The sequence below is a fragment of the Pseudoalteromonas sp. L21 genome (assembly GCF_021728035.1).
In the GTDB taxonomy this organism is placed as follows: Bacteria; Pseudomonadota; Gammaproteobacteria; order Enterobacterales; family Alteromonadaceae; genus Pseudoalteromonas; species Pseudoalteromonas arabiensis.
Map to the genome: position 1 here is coordinate 263,500 of NZ_JAKKCV010000003.1, position 26,006 is coordinate 289,505.

27 protein-coding genes are annotated in these 26,006 nt (G+C 41.5%); 7 read left to right on the plus strand and 20 right to left on the minus strand.

Annotated elements, in window-relative coordinates; translation table 11 throughout:
• Positions 1 to 47: 47 nt before the first annotated feature.
• From clpB to rluD, 3 genes are all read right to left on the minus strand, one after another.
• Positions 48 to 2,624: an ATP-dependent chaperone ClpB gene (gene clpB, locus L3V41_RS10075; protein ID WP_130151258.1), complete on the minus strand. Its 2,577-nt coding sequence runs from the start codon at positions 2,622 to 2,624 to the stop codon at positions 48 to 50.
• 98 nt (positions 2,625 to 2,722) lie between these two features.
• Positions 2,723 to 3,445, minus strand: a complete 723-nt coding sequence (pgeF, locus tag L3V41_RS10080) for a peptidoglycan editing factor PgeF (RefSeq protein ID WP_237127654.1) — start codon at positions 3,443 to 3,445, stop codon at positions 2,723 to 2,725.
• A 5-nt stretch (positions 3,446 to 3,450) separates the two neighbouring features.
• On the minus strand, positions 3,451 to 4,428 hold the full coding sequence (gene rluD, locus L3V41_RS10085; protein ID WP_062570526.1) for a 23S rRNA pseudouridine(1911/1915/1917) synthase RluD: 978 nt from the start codon (positions 4,426 to 4,428) through the stop codon (positions 3,451 to 3,453).
• Positions 4,429 to 4,552: 124 nt separating this feature from the next.
• Between rluD and L3V41_RS10090 the strand changes: the two genes are divergently transcribed.
• Positions 4,553 to 5,317 carry an outer membrane protein assembly factor BamD gene (locus L3V41_RS10090; RefSeq protein ID WP_062570525.1) on the plus strand — a complete coding sequence of 255 codons (765 nt, stop codon included), beginning with the start codon at positions 4,553 to 4,555 and terminating at the stop codon, positions 5,315 to 5,317.
• 55 nt (positions 5,318 to 5,372) lie between these two features.
• Here L3V41_RS10090 and glnB read toward each other — a convergent pair whose 3' ends face one another.
• On the minus strand, positions 5,373 to 5,711 hold the full coding sequence (gene glnB / locus L3V41_RS10095; RefSeq protein ID WP_062570524.1) for a nitrogen regulatory protein P-II: 339 nt from the start codon (positions 5,709 to 5,711) through the stop codon (positions 5,373 to 5,375).
• Between the two features lie 139 nt (positions 5,712 to 5,850).
• Between glnB and L3V41_RS10100 the strand changes: the two genes are divergently transcribed.
• Both L3V41_RS10100 and L3V41_RS10105 read left to right on the plus strand, forming a co-directional pair.
• A complete protein-coding gene (locus tag L3V41_RS10100) occupies positions 5,851 to 6,399 on the plus strand; it encodes a GspH/FimT family pseudopilin (protein WP_062570523.1) in 549 nt (182 codons plus the stop codon).
• Positions 6,400 to 6,470: 71 nt separating this feature from the next.
• Entirely contained in the window at positions 6,471 to 7,004 is a 534-nt protein-coding gene (locus tag L3V41_RS10105; RefSeq protein WP_062570522.1) for a GspH/FimT family pseudopilin, read from the plus strand.
• 7 nt (positions 7,005 to 7,011) lie between these two features.
• Here L3V41_RS10105 and L3V41_RS10110 read toward each other — a convergent pair whose 3' ends face one another.
• The 13 genes from L3V41_RS10110 to murJ all read right to left on the minus strand — a co-directional run bounded on the left by L3V41_RS10110 (position 7,012) and on the right by murJ (position 21,817).
• A complete protein-coding gene (locus tag L3V41_RS10110) occupies positions 7,012 to 7,434 on the minus strand; it encodes a type IV pilin protein (RefSeq protein WP_062570521.1) in 423 nt (140 codons plus the stop codon).
• Entirely contained in the window at positions 7,418 to 10,603 is a 3,186-nt protein-coding gene (locus L3V41_RS10115; RefSeq protein WP_237127782.1) for a PilC/PilY family type IV pilus protein, read from the minus strand. Before L3V41_RS10115 ends, L3V41_RS10110 begins: the two co-directional genes overlap by 17 nt.
• Positions 10,604 to 10,616: 13 nt before the next feature.
• The gene (locus L3V41_RS10120) at positions 10,617 to 11,099 is read right to left on the minus strand and encodes a pilus assembly protein PilX (protein ID WP_237115038.1); all 483 of its coding nucleotides are present in this window, start codon (positions 11,097 to 11,099) and stop codon (positions 10,617 to 10,619) included.
• Entirely contained in the window at positions 11,087 to 12,076 is a 990-nt protein-coding gene (locus tag L3V41_RS10125; RefSeq protein WP_237127655.1) for a PilW family protein, read from the minus strand. Before L3V41_RS10125 ends, L3V41_RS10120 begins: the two co-directional genes overlap by 13 nt.
• A 1-nt stretch (position 12,077) precedes the next feature.
• Positions 12,078 to 12,626 carry a type IV pilus modification protein PilV gene (gene pilV / locus L3V41_RS10130; RefSeq protein WP_062570517.1) on the minus strand — a complete coding sequence of 183 codons (549 nt, stop codon included), beginning with the start codon at positions 12,624 to 12,626 and terminating at the stop codon, positions 12,078 to 12,080.
• 113 nt (positions 12,627 to 12,739) lie between these two features.
• Complete coding sequence (locus L3V41_RS10135) at positions 12,740 to 13,447, minus strand: LytTR family DNA-binding domain-containing protein (RefSeq protein WP_267135596.1); 708 nt, start codon at positions 13,445 to 13,447, stop codon at positions 12,740 to 12,742.
• Entirely contained in the window at positions 13,444 to 14,472 is a 1,029-nt protein-coding gene (locus L3V41_RS10140) for a histidine kinase (protein WP_237127656.1), read from the minus strand. The genes L3V41_RS10135 and L3V41_RS10140 overlap by 4 nt, the downstream gene beginning before the upstream one ends.
• 38 nt (positions 14,473 to 14,510) lie before the next feature.
• Positions 14,511 to 15,440, minus strand: a complete 930-nt coding sequence (ispH, locus tag L3V41_RS10145) for a 4-hydroxy-3-methylbut-2-enyl diphosphate reductase (protein WP_062570515.1) — start codon at positions 15,438 to 15,440, stop codon at positions 14,511 to 14,513.
• Entirely contained in the window at positions 15,440 to 15,880 is a 441-nt protein-coding gene (gene fkpB / locus L3V41_RS10150; protein ID WP_062570514.1) for an FKBP-type peptidyl-prolyl cis-trans isomerase, read from the minus strand. Before fkpB ends, ispH begins: the two co-directional genes overlap by 1 nt.
• Complete coding sequence (gene lspA, locus L3V41_RS10155; RefSeq protein WP_062570513.1) at positions 15,877 to 16,377, minus strand: signal peptidase II; 501 nt, start codon at positions 16,375 to 16,377, stop codon at positions 15,877 to 15,879. The genes fkpB and lspA overlap by 4 nt, the downstream gene beginning before the upstream one ends.
• Before the next feature lie 9 nt (positions 16,378 to 16,386).
• Positions 16,387 to 19,212, minus strand: a complete 2,826-nt coding sequence (gene ileS, locus L3V41_RS10160; protein WP_062570512.1) for an isoleucine--tRNA ligase — start codon at positions 19,210 to 19,212, stop codon at positions 16,387 to 16,389.
• Positions 19,213 to 19,237: 25 nt separating this feature from the next.
• Positions 19,238 to 20,164 carry a bifunctional riboflavin kinase/FAD synthetase gene (gene ribF / locus L3V41_RS10165; protein ID WP_062570511.1) on the minus strand — a complete coding sequence of 309 codons (927 nt, stop codon included), beginning with the start codon at positions 20,162 to 20,164 and terminating at the stop codon, positions 19,238 to 19,240.
• A 72-nt stretch (positions 20,165 to 20,236) separates the two neighbouring features.
• Positions 20,237 to 21,817, minus strand: a complete 1,581-nt coding sequence (gene murJ / locus L3V41_RS10170) for a murein biosynthesis integral membrane protein MurJ (RefSeq protein WP_346656319.1) — start codon at positions 21,815 to 21,817, stop codon at positions 20,237 to 20,239.
• A 242-nt stretch (positions 21,818 to 22,059) separates the two neighbouring features.
• Between murJ and rpsT the strand changes: the two genes are divergently transcribed.
• Positions 22,060 to 22,320, plus strand: coding sequence for a 30S ribosomal protein S20 (gene rpsT, locus L3V41_RS10175; RefSeq protein WP_036967030.1), 261 nt, complete (start codon positions 22,060 to 22,062; stop codon positions 22,318 to 22,320).
• Between the two features lie 85 nt (positions 22,321 to 22,405).
• Here rpsT and L3V41_RS10180 read toward each other — a convergent pair whose 3' ends face one another.
• Positions 22,406 to 22,789: a response regulator gene (locus tag L3V41_RS10180; RefSeq protein ID WP_062570510.1), complete on the minus strand. Its 384-nt coding sequence runs from the start codon at positions 22,787 to 22,789 to the stop codon at positions 22,406 to 22,408.
• A gap of 166 nt (positions 22,790 to 22,955) precedes the next feature.
• Here L3V41_RS10180 and L3V41_RS10185 point away from each other — a divergent pair, with 166 nt between their 5' ends.
• The 3 genes from L3V41_RS10185 to smrA all read left to right on the plus strand — a co-directional run bounded on the left by L3V41_RS10185 (position 22,956) and on the right by smrA (position 24,739).
• A complete protein-coding gene (locus L3V41_RS10185) occupies positions 22,956 to 23,399 on the plus strand; it encodes a hypothetical protein (protein ID WP_237127657.1) in 444 nt (147 codons plus the stop codon).
• A gap of 101 nt (positions 23,400 to 23,500) precedes the next feature.
• Positions 23,501 to 23,746, plus strand: coding sequence for a hypothetical protein (locus tag L3V41_RS10190; RefSeq protein ID WP_062570799.1), 246 nt, complete (start codon positions 23,501 to 23,503; stop codon positions 23,744 to 23,746).
• A gap of 411 nt (positions 23,747 to 24,157) precedes the next feature.
• Positions 24,158 to 24,739 (plus strand): DNA endonuclease SmrA, encoded by a 582-nt coding sequence (gene smrA / locus L3V41_RS10195; RefSeq protein WP_130151240.1) that lies wholly within the window; start codon positions 24,158 to 24,160, stop codon positions 24,737 to 24,739.
• A 39-nt stretch (positions 24,740 to 24,778) separates the two neighbouring features.
• Here smrA and L3V41_RS19930 read toward each other — a convergent pair whose 3' ends face one another.
• On the minus strand, positions 24,779 to 24,913 hold the full coding sequence (locus tag L3V41_RS19930; RefSeq protein WP_267135597.1) for a hypothetical protein: 135 nt from the start codon (positions 24,911 to 24,913) through the stop codon (positions 24,779 to 24,781).
• A 92-nt stretch (positions 24,914 to 25,005) separates the two neighbouring features.
• Complete coding sequence (locus tag L3V41_RS10200) at positions 25,006 to 25,926, minus strand: glyoxylate/hydroxypyruvate reductase A (RefSeq protein ID WP_237115034.1); 921 nt, start codon at positions 25,924 to 25,926, stop codon at positions 25,006 to 25,008.
• Positions 25,927 to 26,006: the final 80 nt, after the last annotated feature.

Here is a 26,006-nt window from a genome sequence, read left to right on the forward strand (position 1 = left end):
AAACAAAGCCGCATCAAATTGATGCGGCTTTTTTACGTGCGGTTAATTTAGCGATTAGAAAAAACCAATCCATTTTCATCGGCATCAATATGAATGATGGCACCTGGCTGATAATCTCCAGCTAATAAGCGCTGCGCCAACGGGTTTTCAATAGTATGTTGAATAGCGCGTTTTAAAGGCCTTGCCCCATAAACCGGATCAAAGCCACTTGCAGCAATGCCCTCTAGGGCCGCATCGGTCACTTCAAGCAGATAGCCTTTTTCAGTTAAACGCTCACGAAGCTTACTTAATTGAATATCAGCGATTTCTTTAATGTGCTCATTGGCAAGTGGATGGAATACTACCGTTTCATCAATACGGTTAATAAACTCTGGACGGAACTGACTCACTAAAACGCCCATCACTTTTTCTTTTAAGGTCGCATAGTCATTTGAACCTGCTTGCTCTTGGATAATGTCCGAGCCTAAGTTAGAGGTCATAATGATAACTGTATTTTTAAAGTCAACGGTACGACCCTGACCATCCGTTAAGCGGCCATCATCAAGAACTTGTAGTAAGATGTTAAATACATCAGGGTGCGCTTTTTCAACCTCATCCAGTAAAATAACTGAATACGGACGACGACGCACGGCTTCGGTTAAATAGCCCCCCTCTTCATAACCTACATAGCCTGGAGGCGCCCCCACTAAACGTGCAACAGAGTGTTTTTCCATAAACTCTGACATATCGATGCGCACCATGGCATCCTCAGTATCAAACATAAAACTAGCCAACGCTTTAGTCAGCTCAGTTTTACCCACCCCTGTTGGGCCTAAAAATAAGAATGAACCAATTGGACGATTTGGATCAGCAAGCCCTGCGCGAGAACGGCGAATGGCATTCGCCACAGCTACAACCGCTTCATCTTGACCAATTACTTTATGATGCAATTGATCTTCCATTTGCAGTAGCTTTTCGCGCTCACCTTGCAGCATTTTCGATACAGGAATACCTGTCCAACGCGATAAAATTTCCGCGATTTCATCTTCACCAACTTGGTTTTTGAGTAAGCTCATTTCTTGCATTTCCGCTTGCGATGCAAGGTCCAGTTTACGCTCAAGTTCAGGAATACGGCCATATTGAAGTTCTGACATGCGCTGTAAATCGCTGGCACGACGTGCCACATCTAAATCAAGACGTGCCTGTTCAAGCTCAGCTTTAATCACTTGCGTGCCTTGCAGTGAGGCCTTCTCGGCATTCCACACTTCGTCTAGTTCGCGGTATTGGGCTTCAAGTTCAGTGATCAGCTCTTGCATTTCTGTGCGGCGTTTTTGGCTCGCTTCATCTTTTTCTTTCGCAAGGGCATTATCTTCCAACTTTAACTGAATAATACGACGCTCTAGCTTATCTAAAGATTCTGGCTTTGAGTCAATTTGCAAACGAATCGACGAGCCTGCTTCATCAATGAGGTCAATCGCTTTATCAGGCAATTGACGATCGCTAATGTAACGATGTGATAACTGCGCTGCAGCAACGATGGCCGGATCGGTAATATCAACTGAGTGATGTAACTCATAACGCTCTTTTAAGCCACGTAAAATCGCGATGGTATCTTCAACTGATGGCTCATCAACAAACACTTTTTGAAAACGACGCTCAAGTGCTGCATCTTTTTCGATGTATTGACGATACTCATCGAGGGTCGTCGCACCCACACAGTGAAGCTCACCACGTGCAAGAGCAGGTTTTAACATGTTACCTGCATCCATGGCACCATCTGTTTTACCTGCGCCCACCATGGTATGAATTTCATCAATAAAGAGGATCACTTGGCCTTCTTCTTTAGCAAGTTCATTCAGTACTGATTTTAAACGCTCTTCAAATTCACCACGGTATTTAGCGCCTGCGACCAAGGCACCTAAATCAAGCGATAAAACGCGTTTGCTCTTTAGCCCCTCAGGCACTTCACCATTAATGATGCGTTGCGCTAAGCCTTCGGCAATCGCAGTTTTACCCACACCTGGCTCACCAATGAGTACAGGATTATTTTTGGTACGACGTTGTAATACCTGAATCGTGCGGCGTATCTCATCATCGCGGCCAATAACAGGGTCTAGCTTGCCTTGCTCTGCGCGCTCAGTGAGATCGATTGTGAATTTTTTTAATGCCTGACGAGTTTCTTCAGCATTAGGGTCATCGACTTTTTGGCCACCACGAATAGCCTCGATTGCTGCTTCAATTTTACTCGAAGTAATATTAAGTGCTTTAAAAATATCACCTAGTGGACCTTTGTCTTCGCATGCTGCAAGAACAAATAGCTCACTTGAGATAAATTTATCTTTACGTTTTTGCGCGTATTTATCACACAGGTTTATCAACGAAACCATGTTATTTGATAGTTGAACATCGCCGCCAATGCCTTCAACTTTAAATAGTTTTTCGATTTCTTGCGATAACTTGGTGTTTAATTCATCAGCACTCACGCCTGCCTGGGCTAACAGCGCACGCACACTCGAGCCATTTTGCTGAAGCAAAGAATACATCAAGTGTACTGGCTCAATAAATTGATGATCGCGCCCAAGTGCTAATGACTGCGCATCTGAAAGCGCAGATTGAAATTTACTTGTAAATCTATCTAAACGCATAAGGGTTTACCTATTAAAAAATCTAATTGCTTAATTAATGGGTATGCTTAATGATTTGTTCAAGTAAGAGACGATAATTTAATCGCAAAAAAGTGGTATTAATTGCGCCAGATCAAACTTGCCATACGCCCTGTTTCGCCATCGCGGCGATATGAGAAAAACTGTGACTTATCACTAACAGTACAGTGCTCGCCACCAAAAATATTTACCACGCCTAATTGCGCTAATTGCTGGCGAGCAAGTAAATAAATATCAGCTAAATATTTATCACCTCTAGGCGTAAATGCATGTTGATGGTTAGCATTTAGCTCACAAAAGCATGCTTTTACTTCTTGCCCTACTTCAAATTCTGAAGGGCCAATGGCAGGACCAAACCAAGCAATAATATCGCTTGGTTTAGCTTTAAAATGTGCAATAGTGTTTGCCAATATACCTTGGGCTAAACCACGCCAACCACCATGCACTGCTGCTATTTCATCACCGGTGGTTGAGCAAAGTAATACGGGTAAGCAATCCGCGGTCATTATCGCAAGCGGCTGTTTTGCTACACGAGTATAAAGCGCGTCAGCAGAGCGGACTTGGTTTAAGTCACTGTCTTCATCAATCACCACGACGTCACTGCTATGAATTTGATTTAACCACACAGCAGGATTTGGCAACTGATTTGTTAGCAGCTCTCGATTTGCAAGCACGGCCTGCTCATCATCACCAACATGTAACCCCACATTAAAACTATCAAAAGGTGCAACAGAAACACCGCCCTTGCGAGTAGTACTCAGTGCGCTAATTGTTATTGGGGCAGCCCATGCTGGTGTGATCATAACGATTAAAACTCGATATTTGGGTTTGCTTTGGTGTCTGCGCGTAAAGCTTCTGTCATCGCAGCCATATCATCAGGAATCGGTGCCTGCCATGTCATCATCTCGCCAGTGATCGGGTGAGCAATTGACAGCTTAACTGCATGCAAGGCTTGGCGCTTAAACTCACGAAGCATTTGAAATAGCTCAGGTGTTGCCCCTTTAGGTGGACGTGGACGGCCTCCGTATAGTTGATCGCCCACTAGCGGGTGATTCAAATAAGCCATGTGTACACGGATTTGGTGAGTACGACCGGTTTCTAAGCGTAAACGTAAGCGTGTATGTGCTCTAAATTTTTCTGCAACCCGATAGTGAGTAACCGCGGGTTTACCCATTTCATGCACGGCCATATGAGTTCGTTTAGTTGCATGACGGCCAATTGGTTTTTCAACCATGCCACCTGCTGTCATTGAACCATTACAAATTGCTTCATATTCACGGGTGAAGTTTTCACGCTTTTGTAAAGCAGATACCAAATGTGTTTGCGCAGGAATTGTCTTTGCTACCACCATTAAACCTGTGGTGTCTTTATCTAAACGGTGCACAATACCAGCACGAGGCACATTAATGATATCAGGGTAATGGTGTAACAATGCATTCAATACGGTGCCATCAGGATTACCTGCACCAGGGTGAACAACTAACCCCATTGGTTTATTGATCACTAAAATATCATCGTCTTCATAAACGATGTTTAATTTGATATTTTGTGCTTCGTACTCGCGCGGAGCTTCGATGGTTGTTTCAACACTGACCATTTCGCCACCGAGTAGTTTTTCACGCGGTGTGTTTAATATTTCACCGTTAACGGTTATTTTATCATCTAAAATCCACGTTTTTATACGTGAACGAGAATAATCAGGGAACAATTGTGCCAATACTTGGTCTAGACGTTTACCGCCAAGGTCTATTGGAACCTCGGCTTGGAGAGAAATTTGCTCTGACATTAGTAACTTTACCCAATTTACCAGTGCAAGCTTTGCTCGACTGGGTTAGAATCGCTTTAATACGTATAGTTTACTCGGTTTTCCTCACTTGGCCTAGCCGAAGACATCAAAGGTAATAAATAAAATGATAAATAAAATAGGGAAACGTGCGTTCGCCATAGTTTTTTCAGTTTCATTACTTGGTTTAGGTGCCTGTTCATCAGCACCTGATCAAGAAGATATACAACGGGTTCCTAATAAATCTGCGCAAGCTTTATACGAAGATGCAAAAGAAACATTAGACTCGGGTCTTTATGCCCGTGCAATTGAACTTTTAAGTGCAATTGATTCACGCTATCCATTTGGCCCTTTGTCAAAACAAGTGCAAATGGACTTAGTGTATGCACATTATCAATCAGGTAATACCGAGCAGGCACTGGCAACTATTGACCGCTTTATTCGCCTTAATCCAAACCACAAAGACTTAGATTACATGTATTACATGCGTGGCTTAGTTAATATTAAAGCGGATGAAAATGCATTTCAGGAATATTTTGGTGTAGACCGCGCTGACAGAGACGCAAATCGTACGCGTGTTGCATTTACTGACTTATCAACATTACTAAAGCGTTTCCCTGATAGCGCATATGCCCCTGAAGCTAAAAAACGTTTGGTATGGTTGTTAAATAAAATGGCACGTTACGAATTAAAAGTAGCGCAATACTATTATGAACGTGAGGCGTACCTTGCGGCTGCAAACCGTGGTAAATATGTGGTCGAGCATTACTCACAAAGTAGCTACTTAGATCAAGCGCTTGAGATCATGGTAAAAAGCTACGACAAACTTGGCTTACCTGAGCTAAGTGAACACGCTAAAGCAACGCGAGAAGCGAATAATCGTTCAAATTGATTGAAAACTAAAAAGGCGCCCTTTGGCGCCTTTTTTAATATTTGCGAGTTTTATATTAAATCGCGTCTTCATCTTCTTCAGCAGTACGAATACGAACTACACGCTCAACGTCAGTAACAAAAATTTTACCATCGCCAATTTTACCTGTTTGTGACGTTTTAACGATAACATCAATTGCTCTATCAACATCTTCATCGGCGAGCACGATATCTAGTTTTACTTTCGGTAAAAAATCAACCATGTACTCAGCACCACGATAAAGCTCTGTATGCCCCTTCTGACGACCAAAGCCTTTAACTTCGCTTACTGTCATCCCTGTGATACCCACTTCTGATAATGCTTCACGAACATCATCAAGCTTAAATGGTTTTATGATTGCTTCAATTTTTTTCATTTTTTGGGTTACTTTTTATTTCTTAATTGCCTCGATTTTAGACAATACCGACTCTGATGGCAAACAAAGCTATGAATTTCGGTGATTAAACCAGCAATCATGATATTATTAAATGAGGCGTTTGATAATAGAGACAACAATGAAATCATCACAACAAGGTTTTACGCTTTTAGAGCTCATGGTCACTATCACAATAGTGGGTATTATCGCTGTCATCGCATTGTGGGATAGTTCTGACCTACTCGAAAAAGATCGTGCTGAAAGCTATCTTCAAGAATTAAAACGTAATATTAGTTTCGCAAGAGCCAAAGCCACCAGCTCTGACTCTTTAGTTGTTGTGTGCGCAGGAAGTACCACTAACATTGAAAATAATAGTCGCGTTACTTGTTCAAATAACTGGCAGGAAGGCACTGTATTTGTATTTTATGATGCTAATCAAAACGGTGTCTACAACCCTGCTCAAAACGATAAAATTCTCAGAGTAATGAAAGAGCTTCCAACTAGCAGTAGGCTCCAATTTTCAGGTGGCAGTTCATTAATCTTTGATACAAGCGGGATGATCACAACAACTGCTGGCGCTTTTATCTATTGCCCTTCAAAAGCAGACGGAGATAACAATAAAGAGCTTACAGTATTCAAATCTGGGACTGCTTTATATAATGGGAATACGACTAAAAGCTGTAATTAAGCAACTTATTTGACACCAATAAAGGGACATGAATATAGTTGAAGAAACTATAATAAATGAGATCTTCACGGATGGAGACAAAAACGTATTGGTGGAAATTAAAAGGCACAACACTTATAGAAAGCTTAGTTGTGTTGTCTGTTTTAGCTATTCTTCTTAATATAGCGTTGTTTGAATATACCCCTTTGCTTGCCAAAAATCGCCTAGAAAACAAAATGCAAGAGATTAGGCGTGCGCTGGGGATAAGCCGTCATAATGCACAAACCAACGATGCATTCATAACATTTTGTGCTCTAAAAGATAATCACTGTAACAAGGACTACTGGCACAAATCACTCACCGTATTTGTAGACAATAATGAAATTGGTGTGCTTGATAGTAGTGATACAGTCATCCTTGAGCTAGAGGCAATTAACAGGCTAGATCAACTCACCTACCCTCGACATGCTATTACTTTTAGGCCTAATGGCACCCCTATGGGCTTTAATAACGGCACTTTTATCTATTGCCCTGAGTACAAAAAAGCAAGCCTAAAAGGGCTTGCTATTTCGCTAAGTTTTACCGGCCGTACTCGTTTAAAAGATACTGATAAGTGCCAGTTATAGGCTCTTTTTATCGGCCCCAGCATTCTTTTGCATTAGCTGAGCCTTTCGATGTCTTTAATCCGGTATCTGAGATTGATAAAGAGGTGCATTCGGTATCTTGTAATACAGGTCCCGATGCAGGTGTGGCGGTAAACTCAAATGTCCCCGCATCATTATCAACAGTCACAGATATCGTATAGAAGTTATTCTCTGTTTTACTTGCGACACCTAAATCAGCCAGCACAGTTGTATACTCTCTATTATCAACAAAGAATTGTTCCTGCTTATTGGCAGCATCTAATAATGCCGTTATTGCTTCTGTTCTGGCAGTACGTTTGACATGCTGAAAATAACTAGGCAAGGCAATACTGGCAATAATTCCCAAAATAGCCACTGTTATCATGAGCTCTATCAGTGTAAAGCCAGCGTTCGCTTTATTGACTTTTATCATTTACTTCTCGCTTATAAATATAGGTTTGTTGTGTCTCAAAGCCAAAGCCAACAGGATCAGTATCGCTTACGAGCTTAATTTTACCATCTTCTTGAGTGAGATTTGGCCCAACTATTTTTTTAACTTTAAACGGATTCTGCTGCCCTTTGAGACCCGGCCCTATGGTCATAAATTGGCTTTTTTCTTCCACTTTTATGTTTGTATCTTTAATTACGTCAGGGTTTTCAGTATCAGATAAATCATCACAAAAACCATTGTTGTTTTTGTCAACACAACTATCACCAACACCAAAGTATAACTGTGGCGTATCTGGTACATCATTTGATGTAGTAAATTTTAATTCGTCATAAACCTTGGTGCCATAATGCAAATGAAATGCATACAGGCCACCTGCCCCACCAGTTAAAGAACACTGGTTTACCGTTTCAGTGGCAGAAGATGGGGTATAACTTGTAAAATAAGCCACACCACCAATCACCGTACTAGCAGCAAGTGATTTCTCACCAGCAGCAGGTAAGTTGTAGTACCAACCGTAATACTCAGATAACTCAACTTCAAGCTCTGTAAACTCCTCAACATCGTCTAATGCATTACCAAATGGGTCTGAATCCATATTCATTAAGTCTGATTGCGTAATGGCGACGGGGACGTCACTACCTTGGAATGATTGTGTAGTTGTATTGATATCACGAATCATATAAAGCTGATCGTTAGTCGTGGTGGCTGTAGGCTTTGAGCGATTGCCGCTACCAATTAATACCGCATCATACGGTGTGTCTAGTCGGGCAATTGTCGATTGGCCATTCACCGTTGTTTTTGTCACTTTGCTGAACACAGTTCTGGCCACCGACGGTTTATAAAAGAAACGTCGGTCTTGCGTCGATAGAGTATTGCCTAAACTCGCTAGCTTAAAATGTGTCCATGGCTGCTTCGCGTCGTTAGGAGTGTTTGAAGGCATATCTACGCGCCAAACATTGCCGCCGGTATCTGTGGCGTATAAACGGTCAACGTAGCCATCATAGTCAGAATCCAGTGTTGTTATGTCTGAGGCTATGCTGTGATTGCCTTGAAAACCATTTTCAGTTGGCGTGAGTGCCCATACCTTTTTACCCGTTTGTGCATCGACAATATAAATGCCTCGCCCTTTACTATCAGCAGTACGAATAACATTATCTTTATTGGTATCATAACCTGCTCCAAAAACCAGCAGTGGACGGTCTTCATACCCTTCTAGATTTATATAGGTCACCGTCGGTTTAGACCAAGATTGACCAAGCTCTTTAAAGTCAGCAGCCCCCCCCACAATAGGCCCATTCCACATCAGGCTTGGTGAATCAGGGTTAGTAATATCAAGACCATAATAGTAACTACCGCCACGTCTAAAGCCAAAGAAAGCCCACACGCGGTCACTACCGTTAACAATCCCATCACCGTTTTTATCATCAAAGAACACTGAAATAGGACCATCGACGCCGTACACTTTTGTGTTGGACTGATTGTCTCTTAACGGTTTCACTATTTTATATAAGCTACTTGGCATAAATGCCCAGCTTTCTTTTAGCACGTCATTTTTATCTTGAAAAAGATGCAAAAAACCCGCATTGGTGCCAATTAGAATACGTATATCGTCATTACCATAATCTATTGTCACAGGCTTTGAGTGCAACGGATCACCGAAAATATCTTGGCGTTGATCAATTGAAGATGCATCTTCATCCTCATTATCAACATCGATTCCCCTTGCCCAATCAATCGTTTTTTGTAATTGAGACTTGTCCACTCCAAACGCAGCTGCCGCTTTATCATCTCCGCCAAGCGCATTAGATACATTACTTTTCGTAAAGCTGATTAAAGCTGACGAGCCTGCATCAGTATAAAGTTTTCGACTTGCAAGGCTACTCAACAGCAAGTTAACACCGCCGCGTTGCACTGTATTACCATCAGCTTCCTCGTTATCTGGTAACCAATATGTACGCGCTTTGTTTGATATAAGCCCATCTTCATTTAAAGCTGGTTTACCTGTCGAATCAACAATTTGTTCACCAGACACTTTTAGTTTTTTTAGATTACCTCGCCAACGAGCACCTGTTTCTGGATAAAACATTGCATAGTAAATATCTTCACGACTACGTGTTTGATCAACGTTATTACTCGCGATGGACGGTGAGGTAAAACTATCGTTTACTTCACGGATTTGAGTAATGGTATTTTTAAGTGCCTGCGATAATTGCTCAGAGGTATTCGCGTGGAGGTATTGGCCGCCACCTAGCTTAGCCGTTTCCGATAGTAAGCGTTTACCATTATTACTCATACCGCTACCAAAGCCGATTGTGTATACTCGCCCTGTTTCATGAATATCCGGTGTTGAAGGAAATAAATCCACGTCAACATCCTCAGTACCGTGAATTATCTGAGCAAGCTTGTGTAGGTATACACCGGCTATTTTGTCTGTACTAGATAGATATTGATTAAAATGAGTGTAATACAAAGAGCTAATATTGCTATTTTGCTCGCCATCTTGGTCAGCAGAAGGATCCCCATCGGTCATATAAATAACGTTAACTGAATTATCACAACGTTTGGCTTCTTCTGTAGTATCAAAAGGTGAATTATAAGTATAACTATAACTAGGTCGCCACCACGGTCCTGATCGAACCCTCGTTTCTATAGTTGTGTCACGCTGGGCTTCACTGACGTTTTGTCCATAAAATACGCTTTGCCCTGTAATATAGAGATATGCCTCCCATAATGTCTCCGTTAAGGGCGTACCACCATCAGCAGGGAGAGCTGAAAGAGTTTGCTTTAAAAGTGATGTCGATGAGCCAATACCTGCGAGTACATAGCCCCCTTCTGTACCATTAAATCTCATCAGGCCAAAATCAATATCGTCATTGTCATCAACCAAGCTGGTAATTGCACCCTGTGCAACCCCCAAGCGACTATCAGGACATACTACGTAGCCGGTATAATAGTTATAGCCACAACTGTTACCTGTGGCTGTTGAAAATGCCATACTTCCTGACGTATCAAACACAATCAGAACGCGTGGTCTCTCATCTAAATCTACATTATGGTTAACATAGAGCTCAATATCTTCTGCTTGCACCGACATACCAGATAGCGTTATGAAACCGAGCAGTATACTGCGAGTTAAACGTTTAATTTTCATCATAAATCTCCAGTTAACCACCCGAATTCACGTTCGCCATCTCTTGGGCAACACCTGTGACAACGGTTAATGTGTGCTTGCTCTTGGAACCATAAGTAAGGCTTGTGTCAATTTGCACCATATTACAAACAATACCTGGGGTCGGATCAAACTTGCGTGGGCAAAGTAATGCTGATGGCCCTTTGTTCATATTTTTAAGTGTGCTTGTCTCATTATCAACTTTGTTCATTTTAAAACCCTCAGCAGGTATTTTTGCGGGTTTCAATAAAAATGCACTTTTACCGTCTTCGAGTGCTTCTTTTGCAATGACCTCTTGAACAATACCGATTAGTTTGTTCTCGGCGGCATCCCGCTCTTGAGCCGCATTCGTAATTTTTATATCAATGCTACTGCTACTCATTAAGGTAACCGCTATTCCAGTTACAGCCACAACCATAATCAAGGCGACTATCAGCACAACACCTTGTTGTTTTTTTACCGAAACTAAATGCGCCATAGGTTTGCTCCTACGTTATTTAAGCGGATAGTCGTAGTGAACAACGCACGCCTGAAGTTATCATTAAATGTGAGCTCTCGCTTATTAGCATCTTCGCCCAACGTATAGGTTTGATTTTTCAACTTCAGATTTGCATCAGGCATTAACGACCTTGTGAGTAAAAAGACCTGAACAGTTAAAATACTTTGACGGCTTTCCCAATCAGAATTAGTCATATTTTCAATACTTTTATAGGTATCAACACGGCTGTTATTTGTTGTATCTAGGCCAAATACAAAGCGTATGTCTTCAACCCCTTCCATAATGGTTTCGGTCACCATTCCTGAGCCTGGTCTTAGTCGTTTGCGCATCAGTACAGGTACAGAGACTTGCTGTTCATTGATGGTGAATGTTTGCTCAGAAATATAGTAAACATGATGACGATAACGCCATACAGTCGCATTGCCACTTATGCTGGCAGCATCAACAGGGCCCCGACGAAACTCACCTCTATCTTGTTCAGCAATAAAATAGTAAAAATTATTGTTTGTATCAGCAGGTGCTATCTCTAAGCCTTCTAAAAACTTTACTTGCAGAACATCGGTATCTTTTTTTACATTATTAATGCAGCTTAATGCAGTATTATCGGTTGTATTTACCGCATAAACAGAGCGAAAGTTAGTAACGGATGCCGCGTCAGGGAAACTGCCGTTATTGAGACCCCCAAAACAATCGTTACCAGGATTGGTTAAAGTATCCGTATTTTCAGATGTCATTGATTTTTCGTAATATGTTCCCCAAAAACCTATTTGCTCAATGTCACGCTGCATTATATTCATTGCAAGTCGGCCCGTTTCTTGAAGCTCGCCTATTGTCATCGTGTCTCGGGTTGTGACTTTCATACTCAAGTAAGTGAACATGACTCCGCCCAACACCAGGCCACCTATAAACAGTGCAACCATCATTTCGACTAATGTAAAGCCAATATGCTTTTTCATATCAAGACCTTAGATATATATAACTTTCGAGTACAATTAAGCGTCGTTTATCATTTGATGCGCCGCAATCAACTGCTGCTGTATCACTGTTTGCTTTAATCTTTTGACGGCCTTGCCAACTGATAACCACTTCAATATTAAATTCATTTGCTGTGCCCAGCGACGCTGCATTTATACACACGGTTGCATCATCTAAAGCCCCCGTATTCTCACGCGCTTGAATAGCTCTCACCCACTGCTGTTTATCAAGTGCCGCCACTTGCTCTGCAGAGCAAGCGTTATTAAAGCACTGTAAATTTGTATTTAATGGTGTGTCACTGGTTAATGTTCCGTTATAACGACCTGCAAACCCTGCCGTGTCATTCGCACGCATTCGCTGGATAATATCGTTACCCAAAGCAATAGCCGCTGCACGCTGCATTGAGTCAAAACTCGCTTGCTTTGCCTTTGCTTGAAGTGCCACAGCACCGAGCAAGCCAAAGCTTAAGATCACAAAAGCTATAAGCACTTCGATTAGCGTAAAGCCTTGGACTTGTGATTTGTTTAACATAATGAATTCAATTGATACTTTTCCATAGATTAAGCATAAGATGGGGTCAATAAATAGCAATATAAGAATGGATGAGCGGTCATTTTTATTGATAAACGGTACATTAAGCCACGCTATTTACCCATAATAGCCTTAACAGACTTTACTTCTCGTCGACTTATAACAAATTTTGTCGACACACCATCTAACATCAACGAGTGCACACCATCATCATGGGTCATACTATAAATTCGGTTTTTATTAACCAATGTATTACGGTGAATGCGCATTAATTGCGCTGGGTACTGATGTTCAAGCTGTTTTAAACTTTGCTCGACTAAAGCTTCGCCACCGTCAAAGATTAAACGCGTATATTTTTGCTCAGCTGTACAACAAATTATATCTTCAATATGCACTCGCTTAATGACCCCTGCAAGTTGATAGCTAATATAAAGGTCATCACTTTTACTCACTTGAGCACGATTTAATCTTCTCAGTTGAGACAGCGTTTTCGATAATGCATCCGCTGTAACGGGTTTAACTAAATAACCGTCAACAGCAAGCTCAAAAGCTTCGAGCGCGTGCTCTGGGTGTGCTGTTAAAAACACTACGGCAGGTGGAATAGTCAGCTGTTTCAACACGGCTGCAACGTCCATCCCTGAGCACTTTGGCATGTTAATATCTAAAAGGACTAAATCAGGTTGTAACTGTTGGCATAACTTAACTGCCAACTCGCCATCCTCAGCATCGGCTATCACCTCATATTGAGGGTGCGCTGCGAGTAAGCGTTTTATACGGGCCCGTGCTAGCGGTTCATCATCAACAATTAATGTACTTATCATTGTATTTTTAGCCTTGGTAGCACAAGTTTCACTCTAAACTCCCCCTCTCTTTGAGTGGTCAGTAACTGGGCTTTATAGTTATAAAAAAGCTCTAAACGCTGGCGAATATTTTCAAGCGCCATGCCGTTACCACTTGGCGAAGCACCCTTATTTTTGTAAAGCGAATTAGTAATTATAAACGTGTAACTTTTATCTGAAACATGCATAGAAATATTAATCCTCGCTCCCTTATCTGCCGGCTCGACACCATAACAAACAGCATTTTCAATCAGTGGCTGAATTGTTAAACAGGGAATATCTAATTCTGGTATGTCATCAGGTAATTGCCAACACACCACTAAGCGCTCACCATAACGCCATTTTTCTAAGCTAATATATTGCTGACATAAGCTTATTTCATCACTTAAACTAATTGCCTTACCGCTTCTCATTGCTGCCTGCGACAAAGCGGCTAAAGCTAAAATAGCCTGCTCAGCCGCATTAGCATCATGGTGAGTCAGTTCTGCTGCGGTATTTAAACTGTTAAATAAAAAATGCGGTCTAATACGTGCTTGTAAAGCATCCAGTTCTGCTTGGATTAACGCTTTTGTCTGCTGCTCTTTTTGATTATGAATAGAAATAAACTGTACAAAAAGCACTGTCACTAAAAAGATAATCAGCATATTGCTTGCTAAAAAATGAGTTAGGGAGTCAACCTGATAAAGTTCATCAAAAAGACTGAGCACAAAAAAGCTGTACAAGCATGTTAATAAAAGAAGTAAGGAACTTAAGGCAATGACTTGCCATGTATTTGATAATCTAGCAAGCGGCTCTCTAGAAACATAAAGCACGGCAACGCTAGTCAGAAAAACAAGGTGTAAAAAGAAACTAAAAACAGCTAGGCGAAGCCACACATCACCATAGCTTGCAGGCGAAAAAGCCAATAAAACAGCAATGGTTTGACTGACGACGAGGGTTGCGAGTACCCCTCTGGATTGAAAAAGAGCCTCAATCAGCAAACCGTTTTTAGTTGGCTGTTTGCTCATGGGCTCTCCTATTTTTTGTTCACAGTTATCCGCTTAGATTAGCGTAGCTCAACAGGAACGGCAAATACTATATTTTCTTCTTCACCAGGGTTTTCAACAACTTGATTACCGCCTAATTCTTTCAGGCGCGCAATAACTTGCTGAACCAAAACCTCGGGTGCAGATGCGCCGGCAGTAACACCCACCGCATTTACATTGTTGAACCAATCCGCTTCAACGTTACTTGCATCATCAATCAAATGCGCCTTAGTGCCCATTTTATCAGCAAGCTCACGTAGACGATTTGAGTTAGAGCTATTTTTTGCTCCCACAACAAGTAATACATCCACTTTATCCGCTAGATCACGGACTGCGTCTTGACGGTTTTGCGTTGCGTAACAAATATCATCTTTGCGTGGGCCATCAATGGCTGGAAACTTAGCACGTAGTGCATCAATCACATCTGCCGTATCATCCACTGATAATGTCGTTTGGCTACAGTAAAATAAGTTTTCAGGGTTTTTAACGCTCAGCTTTTCGACATCTTCAGGGGTTTCTACTAAGTAAATACCACCCGCTTCGTTGTCGTACTGACCCATGGTGCCTTCAACTTCAGGATGCCCGTGGTGGCCAATCAACACACACTCTATGCCTTTTTTACTCGCACGCGTTACTTCCATATGAACTTTAGTGACCAGCGGACAGGTTGCATCAAACACTTTTAATTCACGGCGTTTTGCTTCGTTACGAACAGCTTGCGATACACCATGGGCACTAAAAATAACAATGCTATCGTCAGGCACTTGGTCAAGCTCTTCAACAAAAACAGCACCACGATTTTTTAAACCATCAACCACATAACGATTATGCACAACTTCATGGCGAACATAGATAGGCTTTTCGAAGATATCGAGTGCGCGCTCAACAATACTAATTGCACGATCCACTCCGGCACAAAAACCACGCGGATTGGCTAATAAAATATCCATCAGCCCGCTACCTCTAAAATCTCAACTTCAAAAGTCAAACGTTGACCTGCCAAAGGATGGTTAAAATCAATCGTTACAGACTCACCTTGTACTTCACGAACAAGACCAGGTAATTCAGTACCGTCTGGTTGAGTAAACGCGATTATATTGCCAACTTCAGCTGGGGTATCGGCACCAAACTTGCTGCGGTCAACATAATAAATGTTATCAGGATTAGGTTGACCAAATGCATCCTCTGGCTCAAGTTCAAAAGATTTATTGTCACCTGCCGCTAAACCTAACAAACATTTTTCAAAGTTCTCTGTTAGGCTTCCGTCACCCATTCGCAATTTAGCTGGTTTATTATGAACTTTAGTAGAATCGGCTGCTGAGCCATCTTCTAACTTAATCGAGAAATGAAAGATCACTTCAGAGTTATTACCAATTACTGCTTGGCTCATGCTTTTTGCTCCTTAGGACTTTCGCCTGTGAAGGCATCAAATAAAAGTAATGCGGCACCAATACAAATGGCACAATCGGCAATATTAAAAACAGGGAAGTGCCAGTTTTCATAATAGACGTGCAAGAAGTCAATGACATAACCATAAGCAATACGGTCGTATAAATTGCCAATAGCCCCTGCTAACACTAATGCATATGCTGAGCACAGTACCTTGTTTGTTGCTGGTAAGCGTTTAAGCCACCATACTAAAAGTACACTGATCGACACAGCAATCAGACTAAAAAACCAGCGTTGCCAACCTCCAGAGTCACTTAAAAAGCTAAAAGCGGCACCATAGTTATGTACATAAGTGAAATTAAAAAAAGGCAGAATATCGATTGACTCTTTGTAGGCCATGGTATTAACGACAAGTGTTTTTGTCGCATGGTCTACTACTAAAAGTAGTAGACTCAGCCATAACCAAACCAAGCCACTTTTTCCGGCTAGTTTGCTCACAAACAACTCCTATGCGAACTGACGCTGTTCACCATCGCCGTCAACATTGCTTACACAACGGCCACAGATTTCAGGATGAGCAGGGTTAGCACCTACATCATCACAGTAATGCCAACAACGCTCACATTTTTCAGCGGTTGTTGCAGCGACTTTAATGAATAGGCCATCAATCTCAGTCGCCTGAGTACCTTCAGGCTGCGCTGTTACAGTTTCAACGGTGACGCCTGACGTTAATAATACAAAGCGTAGTTCATCACCTAACGCAGCTAATTTCGCGCTTAACTCTTCACTTGCGTAGATGCTTACGTTTGCTTGTAAAGTTGCACCAATAACGTCTTCTTTACGAGCCGCTTCTAGTACACGGTTTACTTCATCACGCACATTTAAAATTGTTAACCAATCGTCGTTGCTGAACTTACCTTGCGAAGAGGCTTTTAAGCCATCGTACCACACCGAAGTGAACACAAAGTTATCACGCTCGCCTGGTAGTGCTTCCCAAATCTCTTGTGCTGTGAAGCTTAAGATTGGTGCCATCCAACGCGTCATTGCTTCAGCAATATGGTAAAGCGCTGTTTGACATGAACGACGTGCATGGCTATCGCTTTTCGCTGTGTACTGACGGTCTTTGATTACATCTAGGTAGAACGAACCAAGCTCACCAGTACAGAAGTTCATAAGCTTTTGCGTTACCAGCAGCATTTGGTACTTGTCGTAAGCTGCTAAGATTTCATCTTGAAGCTCGGCTGCACGGCCAACAATCCAACGGTCAAGCTCAACCATGTCTTCAATGGCAACTTGATCGGTTTTTGGATCAAAGCCATTTAGATTGGCAAGTAAGTAACGGCTGGTGTTACGGATACGACGGTAACGGTCAGCTGAACGTTTAAAAATTTCGTCAGATACAGTCATTTCTGCTGTAAAGTCAGTTGAGGCAACCCATAAACGTAAGATGTCAGCGCCTAGTTTGTTCATCACGTTTTGTGGTGAAATAACGTTCCCTAATGACTTGGACATCTTACGGCCGTTTTCATCAACCGTGAAACCATGTGTTAAGACTTGCTTATACGGCGCATGGCCATTGATAGCAACCGATGTCATCATAGACGACATAAACCAACCACGGTGTTGATCAGAACCTTCTAAGTAAAGATCAGCAGGACCTGTTAAATCATCACGCGCATCAACCACACAGGCATGAGTCACGCCTGAATCAAACCATACATCTAGCGTATCTTGTACTTTCATGTACTGCTCAGCGTCATCGCCAAGTAATGTTGCAGGGTCTAAATCATACCAAGCTTGAATACCTGATTTTTCAACCAGTTTTGCCGCTTCTTCGATTAACTCTTGGGTATTTGGGTGAAGCGCACCGGTGTCTTTATCAACGAATAGTGCAATTGGCACACCCCATGTACGTTGACGTGAAATACACCAATCAGGACGGCCTTCAACCATGTTGGCAATGCGGCTTTCGCCCCACTCCGGTAACCACTCAGTCTTTTTGATTTCGTTTAATGAATCTTGACGAAGGTTAGCTTGATCCATACTGACGAACCACTGCGGCGTAGCACGGAAGATGATTGGCGTTTTATGACGCCAGCAATGTGGGTAGCTATGTGTTAATGCATGGTGGTGTAATAGCGCATTGTTTTCAGTTAATACGTCAATGACGCTCGCATTTGCTTTAAATACGTGCTGACCAGCAAACATTGGTGTGTCAGGTAAGTAAACACCGTTAGCACCAACAGGGTTAGCTACTTCTAAACCATAAGCAAGACCCGCTGCGAAATCTTCTTGACCGTGGCCAGGCGCAGTATGAACAACACCGGTACCAGAATCAGTCGTTACGTGATCAGCAACAATAACTGGCACTGTGAAGTCATAGAATGGGTGAGCAACCTGTAAATTCTCAAGTGCAGCACCTTTTACATAACCTAGTACGTGATAATGCTTAAAGCCATAACGATCCATAGCATCTTTAACTAGCTCAGAACCTAAAATTAGACGCTGCTGTGCACCTTCATCGTCAATTTGAACAAGGGCATACTCAAGTTTTTCATGAACAGCTACTGCACGGTTAGCAGGTAATGTCCATGGTGTTGTAGTCCAGATTGCGGTGCTAACAGTACCCGTGCCTTTATGGCCATCTGCTAGTTCAAATGCGTTAATAACAGCATCTTGGTCAGCAAATTCAAAACGTACATCAATTGCTGGCGACTGTTTATCTTGGTATTCAACCTCTGCTTCAGCAAGCGCTGAACCACAATCTGTACACCAGTGAACAGGCTTAGCACCTTTGTGTAAGTGACCATTTTTAATAATGCGACCAAGTACACGAATTGCATTCGCTTCAAAGTCGAAATTCATTGTTAAGTAAGGCTTATCCCAATCACCAAATACACCTAAGCGTTTAAAGTCTGTTTTTTGACCTTCAACTTGCTTTTTAGCATATTCGCGACATTTTTCACGGAACTCAGCAGCCGACACTTTCACGCCTGGCTTGCCTACTTTCTTTTCAACCATTAATTCAATTGGTAAACCGTGACAATCCCAACCTGGCACATAAGGCGCATCAAAGTCAGACAAGGTTTTTGACTTAACAATAATATCTTTAAGAATTTTGTTTACCGAGTGGCCTAAATGGATATCACCGTTTGCATACGGAGGGCCGTCATGCAAAATGAAGGTTTTTTTACCTTTTTTAGCGCTGCGAATTTGACCATAAAGATCGTCTTCATACCATGTCTTAAGCATTTTTGGTTCACGTTGTGCCAAATTGCCGCGCATTGGAAACGCTGTTTCCGGTAAATTCAAAGTATGTTTGTAGTCGCTCATTAATCCTACTTTCCGTATCGGCTACCTAATTTAAACCAAAACACTGCTTCGCGGCGGTTACATCATCTGCAATCTGCGCCGTCAGTTGTGTTAATGTCTCGAATTTTTTCTCATCGCGAAGCTTCTTAATCAGCTCCACGTGCATAAATTGTCCGTAAATATCTTGCGCAAAGTCAAAAAGGTGTACTTCTAACAATGCGCGTGTTCCATTAAATGTGGGTTTGTTGCCAATATTTGCAACCCCAAATAGTTCTTTATTGCCAACAGTTGTTCGTACCGCAAACACGCCATTTACAGGACATACTTGGCGTTTTAAAGCAATGTTTGCTGTTCTAAACCCTAGTTCACGGCCTTTTGCCCAGCCATGAATAACACGTCCAGATATCGCATAGCCATGACCTAACATGGTTTTTGCATCTTCTAATTGCCCTGCAGCAAGTGCTTGGCGAATAAGGGTACTGCTTACTCTATCATTGAGTCGGCGAAAACTGGCGGTACTTTTCACATCCATATTTAACTCAGTGCCCATGCTTTTTAGTAGTGAAAAGTCACCGCGGCGACGCTTACCAAAACAAAAATCATCGCCCACGGTCAGTGCTTTGACACCCAACTTTTCAACCAAAACTTGGCTTACAAACTGTTCCGCTTCCATATTTGCAAACTGCTGATTAAAACTAATGCAAATCACTCGCTCAACACCTAACTTTGCAAGTAAACTTAGCTTATCACGAAGTCGGGTTAAACGCGCTGGCGCATTATCCTTGGCAAAAAACTCTTGCGGCTGAGGCTCAAATAACATCACAGTACTTGGTAGTTGATGTTTCTGTGCGTCTTGTAGCAAGCCTTTTATCACTTCTGCATGACCTAAATGCACACCATCAAAGTTACCAATGGTCAACACACAGCCGTAATGCTGCGCGCGTATATTGTGAATACCTCTAATTAACTCCATGCCACCTTTTTGCCTTTATCAGCGAGCCCAAACACAGGTATCGGGCGTGAAACGCCGATTATAATCTTTTTTTTAGTTTGATTCAGTAGTTGCAACACTTTTTATCGTATTTAGTCGAATTCCCATTACAAACAGAGAAGAAAAGTACACCAATGCGGCTAACACGAGTAACCCTGCAAGTAACGAAACTTGCTCCATAAAGTGCCAAGTCTGCCAAGCAAAGCGCTGCCCGACATACCATACTACAGCCGCCATAAATACACTAGAAAACAAACACTTAAAACTAAATCTAAGGCTCATACCTGAAAACTGATAAACCCCTTCTTTGTGCAACTGGCGATACAGCAAATACGCGTTACAGCTTGCCGACATAGACGTGGCCAGCGCCAACCCTAAATAACCAATAAACGGGGCTAGCATAATATTAAAAAGCATATTAAGCACTAACGTTTTAATGCCAATTTTAACAGGCGTTTTCGTGTCCTGACGTGAATAGAAACCAGGTGCTAACACCTTAATCAGCATGAAACTAACTAAGCCAACCGAATAAGCCATTACGCCATAACTTACCGCTTGAACATGATCTATCTCTCCATTTTGAAATGCCCCATGATCGAAAAGTACGGTGATGATTAAAGGGCTTATCACCATCAAGCCAAACATGGCAGGTAAGCCTAAAAAGATTACAAAGCGCACTCCCCAATCTAGCGTGTGCTGAAAATCACGTGTGCTTTTCGTGCTATGAAGTTTAGATAGTGCGGGTAAAATCACCGTCGCAATACCAATGCCGAATAGACCAAGAGGAAACTCAATCAACCTGTCAGAATAGTAGAGCCACGCAATAGAACCCGTCATTAACATTGAAGCTATCATGGTATCGAGCAACAAGTTTATTTGACTAATAGAGACGCCAAATAACGCTGGCAGCATTAGTTTTCGTACTTTTTTAACGTTTTCATCTTGCCAAGCCCATTGAGGACGGCTCAGCATACGGGCACGATACAAAAACGGTAACTGAAACAGTAGCTGCACTAAACCACCAACAAACACGCCTATCGCAAGTGCATATGCACCCACTGAAAACTGATCATGCAGAAAAATAGCGCAAGTGATAATGGATATATTTAAAAGTACTGGGGTAAACGCCGCCACTGCAAAACGATTGTATACATTCATCACAGCACCGCTTAAAGCAACTAAACTAACAAAAAATAAATACGGAAAAGTGAGTTTTAAAAGCGCGCTTGCCAGCTCGAACTTTCCAGCATTTTCTCCTCCTTGCCACCAATCTATAAACCAACCGGTGCCAAACAGTGCGGCAATCACTGGCGAGGCAATCACACCAAATAAAGTTACAACGAGCAAAATTGTCCCTAGGGTGCCAGCAGCTTGAGCGACAAATAATCTTACTTTATCGTCACCTTGCTGCTCTTTAATATCAGACAAAACAGGTACAAACGCTTGTGCAAACGCCCCTTCAGCAAATAAACGGCGCAAAAAGTTAGGAATTCGGTTAGCAAATAAAAACACATCAGCAGCTGCACTTGCCCCCAATAAATTGGCTACAACTGCATCACGTACTAGTCCTAAAATACGCGAGATCATCGTCATTGCACTGACAATCATCCCAGAACGAAATAATCCTTTTGCCACCCTAAACCTACGAATAAAAACTTCTAAGATGGGCGATTATGCCTAAAATATCTTTAAAGCACTAGGCTCGAACTCGACCCTTTGTTACAATGGCGATATTAACTGCTAAAGCGGCAAATTGATGTTCGTTATAAGGAGCAGTTTTTCTTGAGATGTCAAAATTTCGTTGACATTCATGATAAAAACAGGCATATTCCACGGCCTTTAAATTAAGCTTATTTTAAGATTGTTAGGAGCAAACCTTGGCTAACATCAAGTCTGCAAAAAAACGCGCTATTACGAGCGAAAAAAATCGTCAACATAACGCAAGCCGTCGTTCAATGATGCGCACTTACTTCAAAAAAGTAGTTGCTGCAATTGAAGCGGGCGACAAAGAAGCTGCACAAGCGGCATTCGCTGTTGCAACACCTATCCTAGACCGTTACGCAACTAAAGGTCTAATCCACAAGAACAAAGCAGCTCGTCATAAGAGCCGTTTAGCAGCTAAAATCAAAGCGCTATAATTTGTTTTTGATGAATATAAAAAACCGGCCTATGCCGGTTTTTTTTTACCTTACTTTTAATAGCCTAAGTAGAAGTGTTCCTCGGCTAAACGATCTCTAGATCTGGGTAGAATTTTTTCAACATAGCCGCAATCTTTTTAGGTGTAAATGGCTTAACAACAAAACCCTTAGCGCCTTTTTCAATTGCTTCTTTTACATTTTCAACCGTAGAGTGAGCTGACACCATCACCACATTCGCCTCTGGCGATATTTCATTAATTTGTGAAATAATCTCCTTACCATCACCATCGGGTAGCTCTATATCTAAGAAAATAATATTGAACTCTTTTTCTCTACATACACTTAAGCACTGTGCAGCCGTTGAAGCCTCTCGCACATTATCAATACCTAAGTGCATTAGCGTTTGACTTAAAAAACTGCGGACAGTCCCCACATCGTCCACAATTAAAATTGAAAGCTGCGTATCCATACTATTCCTCTTAATATTTAAAGATAAACACTAATTGCATGTTGAAATGCACCTTTTACGCAAATTAGGACAATCAATGTTATATGATCTGAATTTAACTATTATATCAAAAACTTCGTTATAATCTCATTATAGAGACCTATAAATAAAAGGCCAGATAAGCTTTATGTCTAAAAATGTAAAAAAACAATCTTTACTTGGGCAGCAACCCGCTCGCAAGAAACCAGTCCCTAGCAAACGACCAAAAACAATAAGCAAGCCTCAGACACCCACGCAGCCAATACAACAAACCGTAGCAGAGCCTACTATAAAGAAAAGTCCGGCCCGTTGGTACATTTTAGCAGTCGTATTATTAATTTTGCTTATCACTCCTAAACCAATTCTTATCACCTACGAGAAACTAGGCATGGTATCGCAAAGTGTCTTCTGGCCTGGCATATTTGGCTACGGAGCCAACGTGTTTGACTCTACACTAATCCCACGTGCAGACCTTAGCCGTAATACAATTTATTTGTGCCAAGACAAACGCGACCCTAACAGCTGTCAGAAATACCGCATTACCGATCAAAGTGGCTTTTTTGCTGTAATAAAAAAGCTAGCCATGGATTAAAAAATCTAATCCGAAAACAATAAAATTACTTGGTTGAAAACTGTGCAAAAGATCACCATAATGGCGCTCCTTTTTCAACACAGACACTATTAGATACGACCATGCTAAACGAGCTAGATTGGCTTTTAAACTTAACGTTACTTGCACTAGGATTAGGTGCTTTCTTTATTAATCAGTTAAATTTACTGCGTTTTGCAGCGATTAGCGCGTGTAGTTTATTATTTTTATCGTTTAGTCTAGATCTGATGTCATCGAGTGTGATCTCAAATATGAGCTTAGTGTTGATCAACACATTTTATTTATTCAAGGTTTACACATTTGGCCAATTGAATATCAACCAAGGTTAAACTTCTCCTAAGATAAATTGATAGAACAGGTTATCCTACCTATCATTGTTTATGCCCAAACAGCCATCTGTTTGGGCTTTTTTTTACTTACAAAATAACTGAACTGATATACCATATACAGCGTATATATACCCAAGCCACCTCAAGATGCAGAATTCAGCGTTTCACAGGTGCTTAATATCAAGGCGTTACTTTGCAAGAATGGTGGTCCCTTTTAAGAAGTAACAACGATGAGAGTAAGTGCCTGTGAAACGCCCAGAGGGTTGGTTTAAAAGCGATTTATACTGCGTTATTGATTTTAACAATAGAACCACTATTATTTGCAATCAATGCCTTGCCTAAATCGCTTTTAATTCCAACTGAAACTCGCACCTTGAGGTGGTTTGGGTATAGATAATTTTGGGGTGCCTTATGTCATTAGACGACTTCGACTTATTTCTTATGTCAATGGAAGATGTTAAACCTCTTAAACACGACACAGTAAAACTCAAAAGCACTAAGCAAGGCCCGTCACTTGCTCAGCAAGAAAAACGCAAAGCTGCTGAGTGCGATTTATCTGTAGATGAGAATTATCTACAGAGCGAGTATGTGGAGCTATTAGACCCCCATGCCGTTTTAAGCTTTAAAAATGAAGGTGTGCAAGCACAAGTTTTTAAAAACCTGCGATTAGCTAAATACCAGCTAGATGCGACTCTAGATTTACATGGCCAACCTCTTCAACGCGCAAGAACGACGCTTCTTACATTTATTGATGACTGTCATAAACGCAACATACGGGTAGTGTTAGTTCGCCATGGTATTGGCATTAAAAACAAATCTAAACCAGGAATATTAAAAAGTTACACAAATAAATGGCTACAAGAAATTCCATCTGTACTCGCCTTTCATAGCGCACTCAAACACCATGGAGGGAATGGCGCAACTTATGTGTTGCTGAAAAAGTCGGATGAAAAAAAGCACGAAAACAGAGAGATCCACTCTAAAAGAAGCTAGGCAGTTGGTGCACATCCACTTTGTGCACCAATAACACGATTATTTTTGGTTACTTACTACTGGTTGAACATGCGTTTCACTTGCATTCGCTTGATTAAACCATGCAGAGACACCTAAAACGATGACTGACACAATGACTAGACTAAATTTCGCCCCATTTTGGTTAGATTTCATAACGCCTCTTCTTATTATTGTTTATTGTACTTACCCAGCATAACAAAGTTACAGATGTTAACAAGACGTTTGATAAATTAATTCACACTTTGTCAATAACCTTTTGCTCTATCAACCTTATTAATTAGCTCTTCCCCGCAAATTAATCTTTTAACATTAGTCGCGATTTGTTTAACTACACTGTTAATATCAGATAAAGCAGCGCAATGGGGCGTTAACGTAATCTTGTCATGAGACCAGTATGGATGCTTTTTATCTAGAGGCTCCTGAGTGAATACATCCAATGTGGCTGCACGTATTTTATTACTATCTAGCGCCGAAATTAAATCTGTATCAATAACATGCTTACCTCTTGCCACATTAATGACAACCGCATGAGGAGGCAACATCGCTAATAGATCTTCATTAATAATACCCGCTGTATGCTGATTCAATGGTAATAAACATACTAGATAGTCAACCAAAGGAAGCATCTCATTAAGCCCTTGCTGTGTGTGATAGCAGCTAACCTCTGGATGCTGCTTTTCACTGTTTGACCATGCACTCACTTTAAAGCCATTTGCTACTAACTTCATCGCTGCCGCCTTGCCTAACTCGCCGAAGCCTAAAATACCCACATGTTGATGTGCATACGCGCGCTTTGGCTTCCAAGTGCTGGCTGATTGTTTTAAATAATATTCTTTGAGCCTAAGCTTGTGTGCCAATACATGGGTCAACACATACTCTGCCATATCATTTGCAAGATTATCATCAACAATTCTAACAACGGGAACATGCGCTGCTATCGCTGACAAATCGATGCTATCGACACCAGCCCCAAATGAAGACACGGCTTTTAAATTTACCAGCTTAGGCCATAAATCAGAAGGTGCATTCCAGGCAAGCACAAACTCTACTGCTTCATAGTTGGAACACTCAGACCAAAGCTGCACGTCAACCTCAGGTAATAACGCTTGTAATCGAGCAATTAATTGGCTGCAATCTCGACCTGTTACAGCTACAAGTAAAATCATTGTATTCTCCATATTTTGAACCGCTCTCAAAGCGCTCTTTAAAAAGTCACACAACTGCAACCTAACTGTCACAGCGAACT

Excerpts from the sequence above, each read along its gene's own strand:
- clpB (WP_130151258.1), bottom strand. The coding sequence starts at position 2,624 with ATGCGTTTAGATAGATTTACAAGTAAATTTCAATCTGCGCTTTCAGAT.
- pgeF (WP_237127654.1), bottom strand. The coding sequence starts at position 3,445 with ATGATCACACCAGCATGGGCTGCCCCAATAACAATTAGCGCACTGAGT.
- rluD (WP_062570526.1), bottom strand. The coding sequence starts at position 4,428 with ATGTCAGAGCAAATTTCTCTCCAAGCCGAGGTTCCAATAGACCTTGGC.
- L3V41_RS10090 (WP_062570525.1), top strand. The coding sequence starts at position 4,553 with ATGATAAATAAAATAGGGAAACGTGCGTTCGCCATAGTTTTTTCAGTT.
- glnB (WP_062570524.1), bottom strand. The coding sequence starts at position 5,711 with ATGAAAAAAATTGAAGCAATCATAAAACCATTTAAGCTTGATGATGTT.
- L3V41_RS10100 (WP_062570523.1), top strand. The coding sequence starts at position 5,851 with ATGAAATCATCACAACAAGGTTTTACGCTTTTAGAGCTCATGGTCACT.
- L3V41_RS10105 (WP_062570522.1), top strand. The coding sequence starts at position 6,471 with ATGGAGACAAAAACGTATTGGTGGAAATTAAAAGGCACAACACTTATA.
- L3V41_RS10110 (WP_062570521.1), bottom strand. The coding sequence starts at position 7,434 with ATGATAAAAGTCAATAAAGCGAACGCTGGCTTTACACTGATAGAGCTC.
- L3V41_RS10115 (WP_237127782.1), bottom strand. The coding sequence starts at position 10,603 with ATGAAAATTAAACGTTTAACTCGCAGTATACTGCTCGGTTTCATAACG.
- L3V41_RS10120 (WP_237115038.1), bottom strand. The coding sequence starts at position 11,099 with ATGGCGCATTTAGTTTCGGTAAAAAAACAACAAGGTGTTGTGCTGATA.
- L3V41_RS10125 (WP_237127655.1), bottom strand. The coding sequence starts at position 12,076 with ATGAAAAAGCATATTGGCTTTACATTAGTCGAAATGATGGTTGCACTG.
- pilV (WP_062570517.1), bottom strand. The coding sequence starts at position 12,626 with ATGTTAAACAAATCACAAGTCCAAGGCTTTACGCTAATCGAAGTGCTT.
- L3V41_RS10135 (WP_267135596.1), bottom strand. The coding sequence starts at position 13,447 with ATGATAAGTACATTAATTGTTGATGATGAACCGCTAGCACGGGCCCGT.
- L3V41_RS10140 (WP_237127656.1), bottom strand. The coding sequence starts at position 14,472 with ATGAGCAAACAGCCAACTAAAAACGGTTTGCTGATTGAGGCTCTTTTT.
- ispH (WP_062570515.1), bottom strand. The coding sequence starts at position 15,440 with ATGGATATTTTATTAGCCAATCCGCGTGGTTTTTGTGCCGGAGTGGAT.
- fkpB (WP_062570514.1), bottom strand. The coding sequence starts at position 15,880 with ATGAGCCAAGCAGTAATTGGTAATAACTCTGAAGTGATCTTTCATTTC.
- ileS (WP_062570512.1), bottom strand. The coding sequence starts at position 19,212 with ATGAGCGACTACAAACATACTTTGAATTTACCGGAAACAGCGTTTCCA.
- ribF (WP_062570511.1), bottom strand. The coding sequence starts at position 20,164 with ATGGAGTTAATTAGAGGTATTCACAATATACGCGCGCAGCATTACGGC.
- L3V41_RS10180 (WP_062570510.1), bottom strand. The coding sequence starts at position 22,789 with ATGGATACGCAGCTTTCAATTTTAATTGTGGACGATGTGGGGACTGTC.
- L3V41_RS10185 (WP_237127657.1), top strand. The coding sequence starts at position 22,956 with ATGTCTAAAAATGTAAAAAAACAATCTTTACTTGGGCAGCAACCCGCT.
- L3V41_RS10190 (WP_062570799.1), top strand. The coding sequence starts at position 23,501 with ATGCTAAACGAGCTAGATTGGCTTTTAAACTTAACGTTACTTGCACTA.
- smrA (WP_130151240.1), top strand. The coding sequence starts at position 24,158 with ATGTCATTAGACGACTTCGACTTATTTCTTATGTCAATGGAAGATGTT.
- L3V41_RS19930 (WP_267135597.1), bottom strand. The coding sequence starts at position 24,913 with ATGAAATCTAACCAAAATGGGGCGAAATTTAGTCTAGTCATTGTGTCA.
- L3V41_RS10200 (WP_237115034.1), bottom strand. The coding sequence starts at position 25,926 with ATGATTTTACTTGTAGCTGTAACAGGTCGAGATTGCAGCCAATTAATT.